This window comes from Gracilimonas mengyeensis (genome assembly GCF_900182705.1).
GTDB lineage: Bacteria > Bacteroidota > Rhodothermia > Balneolales > Balneolaceae > Gracilimonas > Gracilimonas mengyeensis.
The window spans coordinates 244,607-261,254 of the sequence record NZ_FXTP01000002.1 but is presented as its reverse complement, the minus strand read 5'-3'; the positions used below and the strand labels follow the sequence as shown (position 1 = coordinate 261,254).

Here is a 16,648-nt window from a genome sequence, read left to right as displayed (position 1 = left end):
TGATTATTCGGTTTCTGCCGGTTTCCCTGAAGATAGGGCTTCATCTTTGATTATGCCCCTCCGGCTCAACTCGGTTAAAATGAGTTCAGTTACATCACTTTGAAAAGGAAATTCATAACGGATATCCAGCACGTAGGCTTTTACCTTCAACTTCAGGATAAACCGGCGTTCATGCATCTCATTTTGGGTCATGATGCTTACCGGCTTTGCCAAAAATACAAAGCGAGAGGATACCACAGCCTTATAGGCCACTTCTTTTACTTCTTCTACGGGTGCATTAGCCGGCAAAAAGATTTCCGTTACCACCAGGCAATCCAAAGCACCGGTATTGGCGTTAGACACGGCCGTACGAATCAGTTCGCCGTTGGGAATGGTAACCACGGAATCTCCAGGTGTTACAATACGGCTGGAACGCAGTCCAATCTGCTGCACTTCCCCGTAATGATCTTCAAATTGAATTTTGTCGCCCACCTGGAAAGGTCGGTCTAAAATCAGCATAATACCGCCAAACAGGTTTTTGAGCATGTCCTGGGCAGCCAAACCCACCGCAATACCTACTGAAGCCAATACGGTAATAACGGTAGCATAAGGGGGCTGAACAATACCTGCGATAGCCACATAAATAGCCACTACCCAAATGATGACCCGCATAACAGGCACCATCCTTTTTATGCGCAGGCGATACTTGGATACTTTTTCCGAAAAATTATCCAGCAGAATGGTGATAAATCTGGACAGGTAATAGACTGCAATAAAGAACAGTATGATAAATACGATCTTCTGCCAGGAAATAATCTCTTCGAGCTGGGCAAGGGTCTCTTCCCCTTCTGCTGCTACTGAGTCAGCCACTTCGCCTCCCTTTCCCTCTAAAGCCTTAAGTAAAGAATCTACCCGTTGAAAGCGTTGATCAAGCGTAGAATCCAGGCGGGAGTACAAGGAATCTGGTTGAGAAAAGCTTTGTCCACTGGCCGTATCAACCACTACGGTATCCTGAACCTGGCTCTGTCCAAAACCCGAACGTGCTGGAGTTAGCAGCATCAAGCTACTAAACAAGATCACAAGTAAGTATTGAATAGCTTTCATGAGAACCTCAATGTAGGATATTTGCCTCTTTTAAAACACGGATTACCTGCCTGTAAATAAGGTGATTTAAGGTATAGCCGTGATCAGTTTTAAGCAATATTGACCGGGATGTGAGCCTTGACACCATCAACCTGCTATGCCGTAATGAATGGTGCATTACGTTATGCAGTTCTTCCGGGGTAAGCGTATCATGTAATACAAAAGAAGCCAGTACAAATAGCTCTTCATTATCCAGATCGCTTATTCGATTTACATTACTAAACTGAAAGGGATTGATGTAAAAATAGGAATCATCGTATTCTTTGATGGACCGAATCCAGTATATCATAGCAATAGAAGAATTGCCTTCGGCCAGTTTGGATAACTTCTCAAAAAATTGTTGCTGAAGGTATTCTTGTTTTTTCTCTTCATCATCCAGCAGCTTGCGATAGGTTCGGCTTTTCTTGGTGGCCTCTTCCGGCAAAAAAACCAGTTGATAACCGGTTGCACGATGTCGCCTTAGAATTAACTCCTGTATTTGTTCTGGGCCAAGCTTATCGCTTTCTACTGCATGAGTAAAATAGTCCGCAATACTGGTCACTTTATCTAAAAAGCTCCATCCGTAACGGGTACTACTCGCAATCCATAATACCTGTTTATTGGTTTCAGAAATCAGGTAGAGTAACTGTTCTATTGCTTCATAACCGGCCAGATTCCGGATGAAGCAATTCTGGATATTCTCCAGCATAACCACTGAACGTGATTCACGTTCATTAATGGCTTCAATCAGACCTTCCGTACTATCTATCTCCGCCAGCCCCAGATCTTTGGCTACTTTCTCCATCACCTCTTCTGCTTCAAACAAAGTGGCTTCAAAATTTATCTCCACTACCTCTTCCCGTTTTAGCACCTCTTCTTCAAGCATATGCAAAAACAGACTTTTACCGCTGCCTTTCTCTCCCACCACAGCAAATACGGACGGAAAATTATTTTGCCATAACTCATACCCCTTTTTCAGGCGCTCAAGCTGCTCGGTCTGACGTATATAAAAACGGTCATCCACTTTTTTCTGGAAATCAAACAAACGGCGGTAAATGAAAGGCAGGGATTCAATCTTTTCATCAGTCTCTGCCAGAAAGGTTGCTAAATCGGTGCTACTACTATCGAGATTCTTCTCACTGCTAAAACCCAACAACTCTTCCGCACGGGTATAAAAATCTTTGAGTTTCTTCCAGATGAAGCGGACCATCAATTCACCTTTCTCCAACCAGCGTGCCCAGATCGCCTTTACTTTAGTATTCCAGTCCACGGCGGTTTCGCGAGCTTTAAATTCAGCCCCCGCCATGCGCATGTCATTGGCATCTTGCTCCTCTAACAGCCGCCCAAGCTTGGCAAAGGTCTCTTCTTCTTTTTCCTTAATCAATCCAAGCAAAGCACTTTTCCTTGCTTCTACTTTTTTAATCAGTTCATCCAGCTGCTGGGCACCCCGTTGCAAACCTTCCAGTGCTACTTCAAAGGGTTCCTCCTCATCCGATTCCTTAACCTCGTTGATTAACTCAAGATTGGTATTGATGATTTGCAGAAATTCCCGGAGCCCACTGCTTAGCTCCTCCAGGAACTGTTCAAAACGCACTTTTCCCGGGGCCAGGTTCGTCACCAGCTGATTATTGACCACTCTGCGCACCAAAGCCTGCCAGTTTACTTGCTGCACTTCATAATGCGGTGGCTTCATATCCAGGTTGATATGATCTACAAGGATGGCTTTTTCCGGCTGCTGATTCACCCAATCCGGCATGGCAGAAGTGAACCGATCAAACCGGGTACTCATTACCGCTTCTGTGGTTAGCTCTCGCAGCGGCTTCAATAAATGTTTTTCTGTTTGTTCTGATAAACTTTTGCGATACCGGCTGCTAAGTTGCTTAATCTCATCCATGGTCTGCTTATCAGAAGACTCAAAGGTCACCATGGTGGCAGCCAGCCCCTCTTTAATTTCTTCCAGTGGCTGCTGCAAATTGATCTCAAAAAACTCGGCTATCGAACTGCTAAAGCCTTCAATCCGCTCACTGGCCTGCAAGTGCAGATTTATGAAATTAACACTCAGCAGTAACTTGTCGGCCAGTTTTGCCATCAGTTGCTGCCAGTGTTCTTCCTGTTTCTGGTGTTGACTTGCCAGCGATCGAAGATTATCCTCAACTTTAACCTTTTCGTATTTACGAGAGGATCTTTCCACCGTACCCGTTACATCCAGCCCTCTGTCAATTTCTTCTTCAACCCGGATCTTTTTTTCTTGCAGTTTTCCGGCATAGGTAGCTTCCAGTACATCCAGACGTTTTAATATCTCATCAAAAATATGCTGCAATTCATCTTTGGGCACACCAGCTTCGGGACCTTTCGGGGTATCTGCCCCCGAAGCTACAGCCTTAGAGGACTCTTCTTGATTCCAGGAACTTCCATAGGCGATACACCAGGCATCAATTTGCAACAGCAATTCGCCCCGGATTTTAAGCAACTCATGGCGGTATTCGGTTACCCACGATCCATACATTGACATATGGGAGAGAACCAAATTTCGAAGCGGGATATGTTGCCTCCATTGCGATCCATTCGAAACAACCCGCCATAATCTTTTAGTGCCTTTGGCCAATTGGATGTACATACTGTCATCCCCGGAAGCCTTAAAACGGGCTTCTTCCTGCACAAGCTCTGCTTCTTCGGGGATGTCTGCGGCTATCTTATATATTTCAGCCTGCCAGGGTAAAAGTTTTGGTTTTTCGTTGCTTCCGTCTTCTTTTTGATTACCTGATTTCTGCCATCCTTCAGCTAAAAGGCGGAAAGCCCTGAGTGTATCTCCCGAACGAAGTTCTGCAGCAACCCTTTCAATTTTATCTTTATCGGCCCCGATATCTTTAAGCAACAATTCTTTAAGATCCCTTTGCAGATCAGGTAACCACTGATCCTTTAGACGGGCTTTTATATCCTCTCGGGAAATATCGCTTTGCATGTGTTGAATCTTAATTTAGGGCTGCAGGAAAATCTCGTCTATCGCTACCAACATCAATCATTTTTTGAATAAAACCATGATTCTAAAAAACATTGCGGGCACATTATCGTTTTTTGGGGACTCTTTCAATGGGAAGGATAATATCTTACATTAAGAGCATCATCTACTTAGGCAAATGACTTTCAGAAAATATCATAAAGGTCTCATCATGCGCAATCATTTTGTGCTCAGATTTCTACCTGTACTGTTCTGTCTTTTCTTCGTTTCTAATGCCGTTGCGCAGTCTCAGCTGGAACGAATATCTAACGCAGCACGCAGTGACGGAAAAGGATACGTAGTGCGCTATCACCTGAGTGCACCGGTAGATTCTTTTGATGTGTTGCAACCAGCGCCTGATCTCATCCAAATGGTGTTGTATAAAGATGACATGGATACCACCGGTATTTCAATGCCCGATCAAAGCCAGGTACTGAAGGATGTACGGCTGTATGATCTCGGCTACGGCTATGGTGTGGACATCTACCTGAACCAAGATGATTACTTTAAAGCCAACGCCTATCTCGATCAAAATAAAAAAGATGTGCTGGTGGCTCTTACCGAAACGCCTCAGCAGGAAGTAGAACGCTATTCCCATCAATTTTTAGCACGAAACTGGTACGAAGAGATTGCCGACGATGCCCTTGAAGTATCACCGCCACCATCATCATCCAACACGGGAAGTCCTTACAGCGAAGGCTACAACAATGTAAAAGATAAACTCCGTTTTGATAAAGTAGTGATTGATCCCGGTCATGGTGGCTGGGACCCGGGATCTATTGGTTACAAAGGAGTGAAAGAGAAGCACATCACTTTGGCCGTAGCAAAAAAACTGGGCGCTTATATTGAAGAACACCTGCCTGATGTAGAAGTAGTGTATACCCGCGATGATGACAGCTACCTGGGGCTGGCCGAATTAGGGCACTTTGCCAATCTCGCCGAGGGTGATTTATATGTGTCTATCCACTGCAACGCTTTTTCCAATCCACGGGTACACGGCTCGGAAGTGTATTTTTTAGGACTCCACAAAAGTGATGCTTCTTTTGAGGTGATGAAAAGAGAGAACAGTGTGTTTAAAAATGAAGTGGATGAAGAGCTGACCGAAGAAGATCTTTTGGTATACGAGCTGGCCCACAGCGGCTACATTGCCACCAGCGAGAAAATTGCTTACATGATTGAAGACCAGTTCAAAAACCGGGCCCAGCGCAAATCCCGTGGCGTAAAACAAGCCGGATTCCAGGTGCTTTTTGAAGCTTCCATGCCAGCTGTATTGGTAGAACTTGGATTCATCAGTAATCCTGCCGAACAACGCTTTTTAACCAGCGACTACGGCCAAAGCATTATGGCCTCGGCTCTTTTCAGGGCCATCCGAAATTATAAAGTAGAATACGAAGAAAAACAGGCCTACAATAAGCCTGCTAAATAACTACCCTGCATGTCTAACCCATTAGTTATCGGAGTTGCCGGCGGAAGCGGCTCTGGTAAAACCACCGTTGTAAATTACCTCTGTAAAGAATTTTCCAGTGATAACATCCTTCGCATTGAACACGACTCTTACTATCGCGAACTGGGACACCTCCCCTTCGAAAAACGGGTAAACCAAAATTTTGACCATCCTGCTTCCCTGGAAACAGAATTGATGATCCGCCACATTAAGGCGCTGATGGAAGGATATCCCGTAGAAGTTCCCGTGTACGATTTTGAGCAACACACGCGTAAAGAGGAAACCATCACAGCTACCCCCTCCGATGTAATCCTGATTGACGGCATTCTCATCTTTTCTGAGCCCGATTTACTGGATCTCATGGACGTCAAGATTTTCGTGGATACTGATGACGACGTCCGGCTTTTACGCCGCCTGCAGCGTGATATTCAGGAACGGGGGCGATCGGTTGACAGCGTACTCGACCAATACCAAAAATTTGTACGCCCCATGCACCTGGAATTTGTAGAACCCAGCAAGCGCTACGCCGATGTTATCATCCCAAGAGGAGGAAAAAACAAAGTAGCCCTGGAAATGGTCACCGCCCTCATCCGCGGTAAAATGGAAGGCAATTAGTTTTAATTTAAGATTCAAGATTAAAAATTAAAGATTATTTCTTGGTTATTTTGGACACAATCCATCTTTAATCTTCCATCTTCAATTTTAAATTTTGAATTATAAAACCATGGTTGAACATCATTCCATCCCGCTTGATACCACCGGTAACGGGCACATGCATAATCTCACAAGTCAAGTGAGTCAGATTATAGAAGATTCCAAACTTTCTACCGGCATATGCACCGTATTTAACGTGGGGTCTACCGCCACCATCGGCACCATTGAGTTTGAACCGGGGCTTGAACAAGATCTCCCCGAATTGCTTAATAAATACATTCCACCCAGCACCGAATACGGCCACGAAAAGCAATGGCATGATGGCAACGGGCACTCTCACTTGCAGGCTACTACGATGGGACCTTCCATCACCGTACCTTTTGAACAGAGCCGGCTCAAGAACGGTACCTGGCAGCAAATCTTCCATTTGGAATGTGATAACAAGCCCCGTAATCGTACGGTTACAGTGACTTTGATTGGTGAATAGTTTTTTAACCGCGAAGACGCGATGGACGCAAAGTTTATCAGACCGCTATAGAATTAGATTTTATCTGTCTCTTAACTGCAGCGGTCCTACAAAGTTTGCAGCTACTACAACTACCCGTTTTTTCTATGGATGTGCATTGATTCCCACCTCTACTTTTAGTTCATTATTTTCTGTCAATATGGAATAATGAAACTCATCTTTTTAACTATGAAATCTTCTCTTTTTACTGCCCTTCTCCTCTTCCTCTCCGTTACTTTCTCATTTGCTCAAACCACTTCCATACAGGTTACACCGCCATTAACCGAGGGAACGCCACGGAGCACAGGCATGTCGGCAGAACGCCTTGCGCGTATCGACTCTATGGCCATTGAAGCTCTGAGAGATGATAAGGTACCGGGCATTGTAGCACTGGTGGCAAGAGATGGAAAGATCATCTATCACAAAACATTTGGCTTTGCGGATGCTGAAAGAACACGGCCGCTCAGAAAGGATGATATTTTTCGTATAGCTTCCCAGTCTAAAGCCATCACTTCCACCGCAGTGATGATGCTGTGGGAACAGGGTAAATTCCAGCTGGATGATCCCATCTCCGAATACATTCCCGAGTTTGCGGATGCACAGGTACTGGACACCTTTAATGAAGAAGATTCCACCTACACTACCATTCCGGCCAATAAACCCATCACCATTCGTCACCTGATTACGCATACTTCCGGAATTGGCTATGGTATTATTGATGGAGATCCCCGCATGCGCAAGATCTACCAAAAAGCGGGCATCGTAGATTTGTTTACCCTGGAAAACATCACCATAGAAGAAAACATAAAGAAACTGGCTGCACTGCCGCTGCATCATCATCCCGGAGAAAAATTTACCTACAGTGAGGGGCTTGACGTGCTGGGTTACTTCGTGGAAGTCATATCAGGACAGCCTTTCGACGATTACCTTAGGGAGCATATTTTCAACCCTCTTCAAATGGATGACACCTGGTTTTACCTGCCTGAACAAAAAGAAGGTCGCCTGGTACAGGTGCAGCAAAAAAATGAAGATGGAGAATGGATTCCCTACACCGGCACGGAATATTACGATGCCTCCTATCCCATTAAAGGCGCTAAAACGTTTTTTTCAGGCGGCGCGGGATTGAGTAGCACGGCCGAGGATTATGCCAAGTTTTTACAAATGTACCTGAATGGCGGAGAATACGGAGGGGTACGACTGCTTAGTCGAACCACGGTTAATTTAATAATGGCTAATCAGGTAGGAGATTTACTGGAAGGAGAACCTACCGACTACGGACTGGCTTTTGGCCTCACCAACATGGATGGATTTAGAAATGGTGAATACGGCAGCCCGGGCACCTTCGACTGGGGCGGCTATTTTAACACTCAATATTGGGCTGAACCGGATGAACAACTCATCGGAATCATCATGAAACAAACCCGCGGAGATACCGGCGATGAAACCGGCTGGAAATTCAGAGTACTGGCACGTCAGGCGGTGGATGATTAAGGAATAGTTTTATTAACCGTAAAGGCGCAAAGTTTAGATTTTCCTTAGCGCTCTTTGCGCCTTTGCGGTTTAACTAAACAAAAAAAGGACAGCCAAGTATTACCTGACTGTCCTTTGTGAGCGGGAAACGAGATTCGAACTCGCGACCCCAACCTTGGCAAGGTTGTGCTCTACCACTGAGCTATTCCCGCTTAAGTATCAATAAATTTCCCTTTTGAAAGGGCAACAAATATAAGGGCGATGAAGGATACTATTCAACTTTTTTTTAAAAATTCTCACTTTAATTTTTCCGCCCTGCCAGATGTTGCTTTTAATCCCTGTATACTTGTCATTCCGATAGTTTATGTGGTTGGACATCTTTTTTTAATTGAAGATTAAAGATTAAAACGCTTTGCTATGGAAGATTCAGCATGTGATACAAATAATCTTTCAATCTTTAATCTTCAATTTGTAATCTAAAATTTGTAATTATATTGCTCACTGGTCACTGCAAAATGTCACAGCGATATCTCCTTCACCGAACCCAGCAATCTCCCCAAAAACTTGCTGCCATATACTTTCCCGATGTGTTCCATATCAGCGATGATCACCAGTAATTCCTTGCTTCGGGAAAAAGCTACATTCAGCAATCGGGGAACGCTGAGACCATTTTTATCTTCATCAAAGGGACGCACCGAATAGTGACGCTTGCCCCCGCTTTGCCACTCGCCGCTCATCACCGTGTCAAAAATAATGACCGGTTTTTCCCGTCCCTGGAAGGTGTGAATGGTGCCCACTTCAATATCGGCAAAACCTTTTTTCCACAGATGACTGCGCACTTTATACACGCTGTTGCGGAACGGCACAATGATACCAATGTCATCCGGGGCATGATTTTTAGTGAGACGCTTCACGCTTTCCTCAATCAGCCGGTGGTGCACTTCGTTGATGGGCTTAAAGCCCCGCTCACCGGTTTCTTGCTCCAGAGCTGGATTGTACTTGGCGGTATCAATGAGCGCTACAGAAGCCGCATTACCCGACTCTAACTGACGCCCATCGGCCGGCTTGCCTGATTTCAACCGCCCTTCATAAAACACCGAGCTAATCACCCCGGCCAGATCGTCTTTCATACGGTACTGCACATCAAAAAAGCAGGTAAACTCCGGGTTAAAATCGTGCCAGTTGAATAGATCTTCGGTGCTTTCCGATTTGGAGACATAGGTAAAAATATCGTGCTCCAAAAACTCCCGCGATTTGGGATGATTGGTGATGGCTATGGGCGGCAGCTGCATCGGATCGCCGGCTACCACCAAATGATTTTTGCTCTTGGCCGCCATCAGCAACATGTAAGGGATGCCCGCCATCGACCCCTCATCCACTACTACGGCATCGTAACTGAGATGATAGAACAGCTCGGAAGTACACACTTTAGCAAGTGTGGTGGCCACCAGCTGTTTCTTCTTGAGCTCACTGCGCTCATTCACGCTCATCAGCTTTTCTACCTTCTCCTCCAGCTCGCGCGGACCGCCATATTCATCGACTTTGTTACCAGCCATCTGCGTTTCCATTTCCAGCTTCTGCGGAATTTCTTCGCCATTACGCATCATGTCGTCCACCTTCTCCTGCAGGCTCTCATAATTGGCCAACAAATTCGACAGCGAAACGGCATCTGACTTCCGGCTGTCCAGCTTGGTTTTTACCTGGTGCTCAAACAGAATGTCTTCCAATCGCGGATCATCCAGCGCGGCCTCTCCAAATCTGGTGGTTTTCTGTAGATCGAAATCCGGAGCTACTTCATATAGCGCATCCATGGCACTTAGCAATCCTACATCAACCGCGCGGTTGGTATTCGATACAAACAGCACGCGTTTATTCTGGCGCAAATGGTTCGCGATGATGTAACCCAGCGTAGCCGTCTTTCCGGTTCCCGGCGGCCCCCATACATACAGTATGTTGTTTTTCAGGGATTTCTCGATGGCTTCGGTTTGTGCTTCATTGCGCCATTCATCGGTTTTTACCTGGGGTGATTCGGACCGCTCCTTGAAATATTTATCGGGCTGCAGCAGGGCTTTAAGCTGAGGAATATCATCCGCTTTTTCCTGCAACTTCAGCAGATGCTCCTCCATCTTTTTCAGCACATAATCATTCTCCCACTCCAGGAATACCTCCCCGATTTTATTGCCCACATTCTTGGGAAATTCCAGCCGCACTTTTTTCTCCTTGAATTCTACCGGGTGTACGGTGTATTCCTTATCGTCAATCTTCGCCTTGATTTCCTCGGCAAAACGGAGTCCCTTGTTCTGTGTTTCAAAGGTGTAGATAAACTCGCCCGAAATCTTTTCCAGCTCGCCGTTGAACAGCACATCCGTTGAAGGGGTCTCCCGAACGGCCAAAATCTCTTTTTCAATGGCCTCTACAGCCTGTTTTAATACTTTCTTTATCAAGGGAATGTTGAATACTGAATGTTGAATTTTGAATAGGATTATAATTCAAAATTCAACATTCAAAATTTAAAATTTCACTACTCTGTCAACCGCTTCAATTCTGAGACCAACATCAGCGCTTCAATGGGCGTCATCCGGTTTGGATCGGTAGCTTCCAGCTTGTTTAGCACGGTTTCAATGCGGGGATCTACGTGCGTCTGGAACATAGACATCTGGCTGGTTTCCGGCTGCTTCTCTACTTTTTCGGATAGGTTCTTAGACGCCGCTTTCTTGGAGGAAGCCTCTTTTTCAATCTCTCCGTTTTTATTGGTAATGTCGAGGCTATGGCTTTCCAGGTTCTTGAGGATTTCCTTGGCGCGCTCAATCACCACTTGCGGCAATCCGGCCATATCCGCCACCTGAATCCCGTAACTGTGATCGGTTCCACCGGCCACCAGCTTCCGCATAAACACCACCTTGCCATCGTGCTCTTTCACCTGAACGTTGAAATTCCTGACACGATCATACATCTGCTCCAACTCATTCAGCTCGTGATAGTGGGTGGCAAATAAGGTCTTGGCCGCTACAGGAGCATGATTATGCAGGTATTCCGCCAGCGACCAAGCGATACTCAAGCCGTCAAAAGTGCTGGTTCCACGCCCCACTTCATCCAGTAAAATCAAAGAACGCGGAGTAGCGTTGTTCAGGATGTTGGCGGCTTCGTTCATCTCCACCAAAAAGGTACTTTCGCCGGCCGCCAGGTTATCCGAAGCGCCCACGCGGGTAAAAATCTTATCCACCAATCCAATATTTGCCGATTTAGCCGGCACAAAACTACCGATTTGGGCCAACAGCACAATCAGTCCCGTTTGGCGCAGGATGATACTCTTACCCGCCATATTGGGACCGGTAATAATCAGAATCTGTTGATCTTCGTTATTCAGCTTGATGTCGTTGGGAATAAACGGCTCGCCCATAGGCAGCGATTTCTCCACCACCGGGTGTCGTCCTTTTTTGATATCCACTTCTTCATGATCGCCCACTTCCGGCTTGGCGTAATTGTTTCGGAAAGCCACTTCGGCAAAGCCCTGCAGGCAATCCAACTCAGCGATAGCCTGAGATACCTGCTGAATCTCCTCGGCAAACTCAGCCACATACAGTCGAAGTTCTTCAAACAGCTCATATTCCAGCGTTTTACTCCGCTCCTCTGCCGACAGCACCTTCTCTTCCACCTCCTTCAATTCCGGGGTGATGTACCGCTCGGAATTCACCAGCGTCTGCTTACGGATGAAGCTTTCTGGAACTTTATCTTTGTGCGTGTTGGTCACTTCAATGTAGTAGCCAAACACCTTGTTATAGCCGATTTTCAGCGAAGGGATATTGTGTTCCTGCGCCAGCTCATCTTTGATCTGGGCGATGTATTTCTTACCGTTTTTGGCCACATCACGCAGTTCATCCAACTCGTCGTTAAAACCTTCTTCAATCATACCGCCGTCGCGAACACTGGCCGGCGGATCATCCTGCAGCGCAGAATTTATACGTTCCTGTACTTCAATCAGCAGTTTCAGTCGTTTCAAAATATCCTGTAGCAGCGGATCATCTATAGAAGAAATCTGGCTTTTCAGCCTTGGAATCTGTGCCAGCGACAATTTTAGCTGAACCACATCCCGGGCGTTCGTTCGCCCCACACAAATGCGGGATATCAACCGCTCCATATCGCCGATTTGCTCCAGTTCATCCCGAAGGGTCGTCCGAATATCGTTGGCGTCGTATAGTTTCTCCACCGCATCCAGTCGCTGCTGTATTGGCTTGAGTCGCTTCAGGGGGCGCATCACCCAGCGGCGGAGCAGACGTCCTCCCATAGCCGTGCAAGTATCATCCAGGATTGAAATCAGGGTACCTTCCGTCCCACCTTCCTGAATGCTGGCCGCCAACTCCAGGTTGCGCTTGGTGGAGGCATCCAGGCTCATATACTCATTGCTTTCATAAGCATACAAGCGCCGCAGGTGACGCAAATACGCTTTTTGCGTCGCCTGCATGTAATGCATCAGCGAACCGGCTGCCACGTGAGCCACCTCCAGCTCTTCCACTCCAAATCCTTTCAGGGAATGCGTTTCAAAATGATCGGTGAGCAGATTATATCCGTAATCACCATCGTACACCCAATCCTCGATGTAAGAGATATTGTGATGGGTCAGCGACTCATCCAGCTTGTTTTTCTTTTTCTGCTGAACCAAAATTTCCGAAGGCTGAATGGCCGCCAGCAGGCTGTCCAGGTTATCCTCATGCACATGACTCAGCGCAAATTCCCCGGTCGAAATATCCGAAAAAGCTACTCCAACCGTATTGCCCTCCCAATGCAGGGAAGCAATGTAATTATTACGTTTATGATCCAGCAGCTTTTCAGACATCGTCACGCCGGGTGTGGTGATTTCCGTCACCTCACGTTTCACAATTTTACGGCCGGCTTTCTTGGCTTCTTCGGGATCTTCGGTTTGATCGCAAACCGCTACTTTGTGCCCTTTTTTAACCAGCTTGGGGAGGTAATTATCCAGCGCGTGGTAGGGAAATCCGGCCAGCGGGGTTTGGTCGCCCCCGTTATTTCGTTTGGTAAGGGTGATGCCCAGTTCCTTACTGATCAGTTGGGCGTCGTCGGCAAAAGTCTCGTAAAAATCCCCCACCCGAAACAACAAGATAGTCCCCGGGTGTTCGTCTTTAATCTTGAAGTACTGCCGCATCAGCGGAGTTTGCTTTTTTTTGGCACTCATGCGCTCGATATACCTGTTTTTGGCTGATAGATTGCTAAAAAGTAGACGTGGAACTTAGGAATGAAAATACGGAAAAACTAAAGGGGATTTTGGGTTGATTGATATTCCTTCATGTTCTCACTAAACCCTAAAATGCGTGCATAAGAAAACTGTCTCTTTTTATATTTTAATATGGCAGTTACATTAACCGTAAACGGAATATATTTTAAAGATGTAGACACCGAAAGGTGTCTAACCATTCTGGTAACAGAATGAAATAGCCCTGAGCCTAAGCTCAGGGTAAAAATAAGGGGAAATAGTCAAACCCCGAACGGGGTTAAATATTCGAAATCATGGGGTCATACACGCAAATCATTTATCACATTGTATTCGGCACGAAATACAGAATCCCTGCCATCACTGAAGAAAATCAACGCAAGCTCTATCAATACATCTGGGGACTCATCAAAAAGAAGCAATGTACGCTTTACAAAATTGGAGGTGTAGAAGACCATCTCCATATTCTAAGCAGCCTACATCCCAGTATAGCCCTGGCTGATTACATAAAAGATATAAAGACAAGTAGCTCGTCGGTCATCAAAGAACATAATTGGTTTCCGGAATTTAAGGGTTGGCAGATTGGATATGCGGCTTTTACTCAAAATCTTGCAGATAAAAAAAGATTGGCAAAATATATTGCCAATCAGAAAGAGCACCACCGGGAGATCGCTTTTAAAGAAGAGTACATGAATTTGTTGAAGACCTATGGGATTGATTTTAAAGAGGAATATTTATTTGAAAAGGAATATAACTGAAGGGGCTTTTGGTTGAACCCCGTTCGGGGTTTCGTTTAATCGGGACATATCGTTTCTCCAGGTGTTACCTGGAGCTATTTTCATCATTTACATGATGATTTATACGCCATTCGGCGTTAGGAACACCCAACCTCCATTCTATTCCCTTATCAACTTATCCCCTGCTACACCTTCGAATTATTCACCTGAGAGCTGCTGATGTAATTCGATTCCAACTCTTCGGCCGTGGTTTTCCTGAAAAACTCTTTTCCACCTTCCGTATTGAAGAGTTCTATGAATGGTTTGGCGGAGATATGATCCATTCCAAACTCTTGTACTTTTTCCCGGGACTCTTCGGTGAGTCGATTGATCCCGGTTCCCACCAAAAAATGACCGGATTCCAATTGTTGCTCCACTTCGCTCAACTCGATAATATCCGATTTGGTTTGAGCCTTCAGTTCGCCATCAAATAAAAACTGCTGGTGATACAGGTGCTTTCGCCGCGCATTGATGACGGCATGGATAGTTTTTTGAGTTTCGGGTTCCGGGTTGCGGGTTGCGAGTTCGATCTCTCCTGTCACAAGCGTCCGCTTGTGACTTCCGCTTTTTGCCACATCATATGCAAACCCGGCCAGCGTATTACCGGCATACACTTTCACTTCCGTCCCAAATAGTAGTCCCTTCACTGCACTGGCTGCAATACGGAGGCCGGTGTAAGAACCGGGCCCGTTACTCACTAATACGGCTTCCAAATCCCCGACCTTAAAATCATGTTCCTCCATCAGCTCCCGGATAAACAGAAAAACATATTCCGAGTGCGAGCCTTTTCGCTGCATCCGCTTCTCATAGATCTCCCCGCTTTTATCCTGAAAAGCAATGGAGCAGATATCGGTGGAGGTTTCGAGGGAAAGAAGCATGGGAATTTTGAATGTTGAATTTTAAATTCTGAGTTCTGAGTTCTGAGTTCTCTGATCACTGGTAACTGTTTACTGCTCACTGATAATAAATTCCGGGCTTTCTACTACAAACTGCCAGGTGCCGCGATATTGTGAAAATCGGCCATAAAACTGAATCTCTTGGCCGGTTCCCGCTACTTCTCCAAACTCATTTTCTAAACGGAATGATGGGGCGTATACATCATAGGTGATACCATCTACTACAAAATCATAATCCTCGGTTACTGTTGCAGTAGCATACACGTATTCGTTGAAAAATTCAGGCTTGGTGCGTGGATCTTTGGCGGTGAATTCTTCTTCACTGAAATAGCTTTCCGGGATAGAATACTGTAACTCTATTGGCTGCCACTGTTCATCGTCATTTTGAGAGAAATTAGAGTACTCAGCCTTTCCTTCAGCTATACGAAATTTCATGCTTACCGGCAGGTGATCCGAATAACCGCTGCCGTCAAAAGTGGAACTCCAGCGTTTGGGCTCACCAGAGGAGCTGTGGGTGTTGAAGCCAAAATCACCGACAGAAAAGGAATTATCGACGTACTGCAAACTTTCTTCATCATACATACCCGAAGAAATCATCAATTGCATCAGGGTGCCCCATTTCCCACGGTAAGCATCCGAACCACGCTGATCAATCGACCACTCATACCACAGGTTGTAGACAGCCGTCGCGCCACCTTCCGCAACCATCGCCTCATCTCCTACAGACCGCAAGACATCATTGACCGCCGTTTTCTCAAAATCGTAGCGATAACTTTGGTTGTAATCACTGTTAAAATCACCAGCCAACACAATATCCTGATCCGGATTTTCGGCCAAAAGCTCATCCAACCGAGCCCGTAATACCTCTGCATTCTGCAAGCGGATTTGTTCCATCTCCCAGGAGCTGGCACCGGATTTCCAATGGTTATTAAATACTACGAGCTCTTCTCCATTCACTTCAATCCAGGTTTCCAGAATAGGACGAGCGCGATACAAATGATGTGCTTTGGTTTTTTCGGTTTGAATTGGAAAACGGCTGTAGATCACCGTCTTTTGCACATTCTCCGGTTCACCCCGATCATTCATTTTGCTTTTGCCCACAGCTACCTGGTAGTCCCACATATCCGAATCAATCATCCCTTTCAATAGCAACAGATGTGATGGTAAATCGGCGATCTCCTCATTAAAGCCCTCACCTAGCATATTTTCCAAAGAAGTCCCCTCGTATTTTTTAAGGAATGCCTGAGGCGAAAGCTCCTCTCCCGGCGTAAAATCACTTTCCAGCTCAACTATAGCTGCTATATCCGGCCCTTTACCCTCGTTATACTGCTTTAACACCCGAATTGCATGCTCAATTTTGGTAAGCACATCTGCAGGAGTGTACAGGGGATCGCCGTCCTCATCCTCTGGACGGTAATCATCGTAAACCGCTATGCCATCCGCATCAAAGAGGTTCTCGATGTTGTAGCTGACTAAGGTGTAGGATTCCTCAGATTGGGATTGTGCCGAAATGGGAACGACTACAAACAGTCCAAGAATAACAAGTAACAGTTTTTTCATAGATGATATTTTTTAAA

General features: G+C 45.8%; 11 protein-coding genes and 1 tRNA gene. 5 read left to right on the top strand and 7 right to left on the bottom strand.

Features of this window, described 5'->3' with window-relative positions; all coding sequences use genetic code 11:
- Positions 1-3 precede the first annotated feature (3 nt).
- Both FN815_RS03415 and FN815_RS03410 read right to left on the bottom strand, forming a co-directional pair.
- A complete protein-coding gene (locus FN815_RS03415) occupies positions 4-1,083 on the bottom strand; it encodes a mechanosensitive ion channel family protein (protein ID WP_246075133.1) in 1,080 nt (359 codons plus the stop codon).
- A 7-nt stretch (positions 1,084-1,090) separates the two neighbouring features.
- Positions 1,091-4,063, bottom strand: coding sequence for an AAA family ATPase (locus FN815_RS03410; RefSeq protein ID WP_142453205.1), 2,973 nt, complete (start codon positions 4,061-4,063; stop codon positions 1,091-1,093).
- 208 nt (positions 4,064-4,271) lie between these two features.
- On the opposite strand from FN815_RS03410, the gene FN815_RS03405 reads away from it, so the two are divergent.
- The 4 genes from FN815_RS03405 to FN815_RS03390 all read left to right on the top strand — a co-directional run bounded on the left by FN815_RS03405 (position 4,272) and on the right by FN815_RS03390 (position 8,193).
- Entirely contained in the window at positions 4,272-5,525 is a 1,254-nt protein-coding gene (locus tag FN815_RS03405) for an N-acetylmuramoyl-L-alanine amidase family protein (protein WP_142453204.1), read from the top strand.
- Between the two features lie 9 nt (positions 5,526-5,534).
- Positions 5,535-6,158 (top strand): uridine kinase, encoded by a 624-nt coding sequence (gene udk, locus FN815_RS03400; protein WP_142453203.1) that lies wholly within the window; start codon positions 5,535-5,537, stop codon positions 6,156-6,158.
- 109 nt (positions 6,159-6,267) lie between these two features.
- Positions 6,268-6,684, top strand: coding sequence for a secondary thiamine-phosphate synthase enzyme YjbQ (locus FN815_RS03395; RefSeq protein WP_142453430.1), 417 nt, complete (start codon positions 6,268-6,270; stop codon positions 6,682-6,684).
- A gap of 207 nt (positions 6,685-6,891) precedes the next feature.
- Positions 6,892-8,193, top strand: coding sequence for a serine hydrolase domain-containing protein (locus FN815_RS03390; RefSeq protein ID WP_142453202.1), 1,302 nt, complete (start codon positions 6,892-6,894; stop codon positions 8,191-8,193).
- Positions 8,194-8,312: 119 nt separating this feature from the next.
- Here FN815_RS03390 and FN815_RS03385 read toward each other — a convergent pair.
- The 3 genes from FN815_RS03385 to mutS form a co-directional block, all read right to left on the bottom strand.
- Positions 8,313-8,384: transfer RNA gene (locus FN815_RS03385), tRNA-Gly, on the bottom strand.
- Positions 8,385-8,690: 306 nt separating this feature from the next.
- Positions 8,691-10,616 carry a DEAD/DEAH box helicase gene (locus FN815_RS03380; RefSeq protein ID WP_142453201.1) on the bottom strand — a complete coding sequence of 642 codons (1,926 nt, stop codon included), beginning with the start codon at positions 10,614-10,616 and terminating at the stop codon, positions 8,691-8,693.
- 77 nt (positions 10,617-10,693) lie between these two features.
- Positions 10,694-13,363: a DNA mismatch repair protein MutS gene (gene mutS, locus FN815_RS03375; protein WP_142453200.1), complete on the bottom strand. Its 2,670-nt coding sequence runs from the start codon at positions 13,361-13,363 to the stop codon at positions 10,694-10,696.
- Positions 13,364-13,695: 332 nt separating this feature from the next.
- On the opposite strand from mutS, the gene tnpA reads away from it, so the two are divergent.
- Positions 13,696-14,157, top strand: a complete 462-nt coding sequence (gene tnpA / locus FN815_RS03370) for an IS200/IS605 family transposase (RefSeq protein WP_142453199.1) — start codon at positions 13,696-13,698, stop codon at positions 14,155-14,157.
- Between the two features lie 164 nt (positions 14,158-14,321).
- Here tnpA and tsaB read toward each other — a convergent pair whose 3' ends face one another.
- Together tsaB and FN815_RS03360 are read right to left on the bottom strand one after the other, a co-directional pair.
- Positions 14,322-15,053: a tRNA (adenosine(37)-N6)-threonylcarbamoyltransferase complex dimerization subunit type 1 TsaB gene (gene tsaB, locus FN815_RS03365; RefSeq protein ID WP_142453198.1), complete on the bottom strand. Its 732-nt coding sequence runs from the start codon at positions 15,051-15,053 to the stop codon at positions 14,322-14,324.
- 69 nt (positions 15,054-15,122) lie between these two features.
- Positions 15,123-16,631, bottom strand: a complete 1,509-nt coding sequence (locus FN815_RS03360) for an endonuclease/exonuclease/phosphatase family protein (RefSeq protein WP_142453197.1) — start codon at positions 16,629-16,631, stop codon at positions 15,123-15,125.
- Between the last annotated feature and the right edge of the window lie 17 nt (positions 16,632-16,648).

Coding starts and splice junctions, on each gene's coding strand:
- FN815_RS03415 (WP_246075133.1), bottom strand. CDS start 1,083: ATGAAAGCTATTCAATACTTACTTGTGATCTTGTTTAGTAGCTTGATG.
- FN815_RS03410 (WP_142453205.1), bottom strand. CDS start 4,063: ATGCAAAGCGATATTTCCCGAGAGGATATAAAAGCCCGTCTAAAGGAT.
- FN815_RS03405 (WP_142453204.1), top strand. CDS start 4,272: ATGCGCAATCATTTTGTGCTCAGATTTCTACCTGTACTGTTCTGTCTT.
- udk (WP_142453203.1), top strand. CDS start 5,535: ATGTCTAACCCATTAGTTATCGGAGTTGCCGGCGGAAGCGGCTCTGGT.
- FN815_RS03395 (WP_142453430.1), top strand. CDS start 6,268: ATGGTTGAACATCATTCCATCCCGCTTGATACCACCGGTAACGGGCAC.
- FN815_RS03390 (WP_142453202.1), top strand. CDS start 6,892: ATGAAATCTTCTCTTTTTACTGCCCTTCTCCTCTTCCTCTCCGTTACT.
- mutS (WP_142453200.1), bottom strand. CDS start 13,363: ATGAGTGCCAAAAAAAAGCAAACTCCGCTGATGCGGCAGTACTTCAAG.
- tnpA (WP_142453199.1), top strand. CDS start 13,696: ATGGGGTCATACACGCAAATCATTTATCACATTGTATTCGGCACGAAA.
- tsaB (WP_142453198.1), bottom strand. CDS start 15,053: ATGCTTCTTTCCCTCGAAACCTCCACCGATATCTGCTCCATTGCTTTT.
- FN815_RS03360 (WP_142453197.1), bottom strand. CDS start 16,631: ATGAAAAAACTGTTACTTGTTATTCTTGGACTGTTTGTAGTCGTTCCC.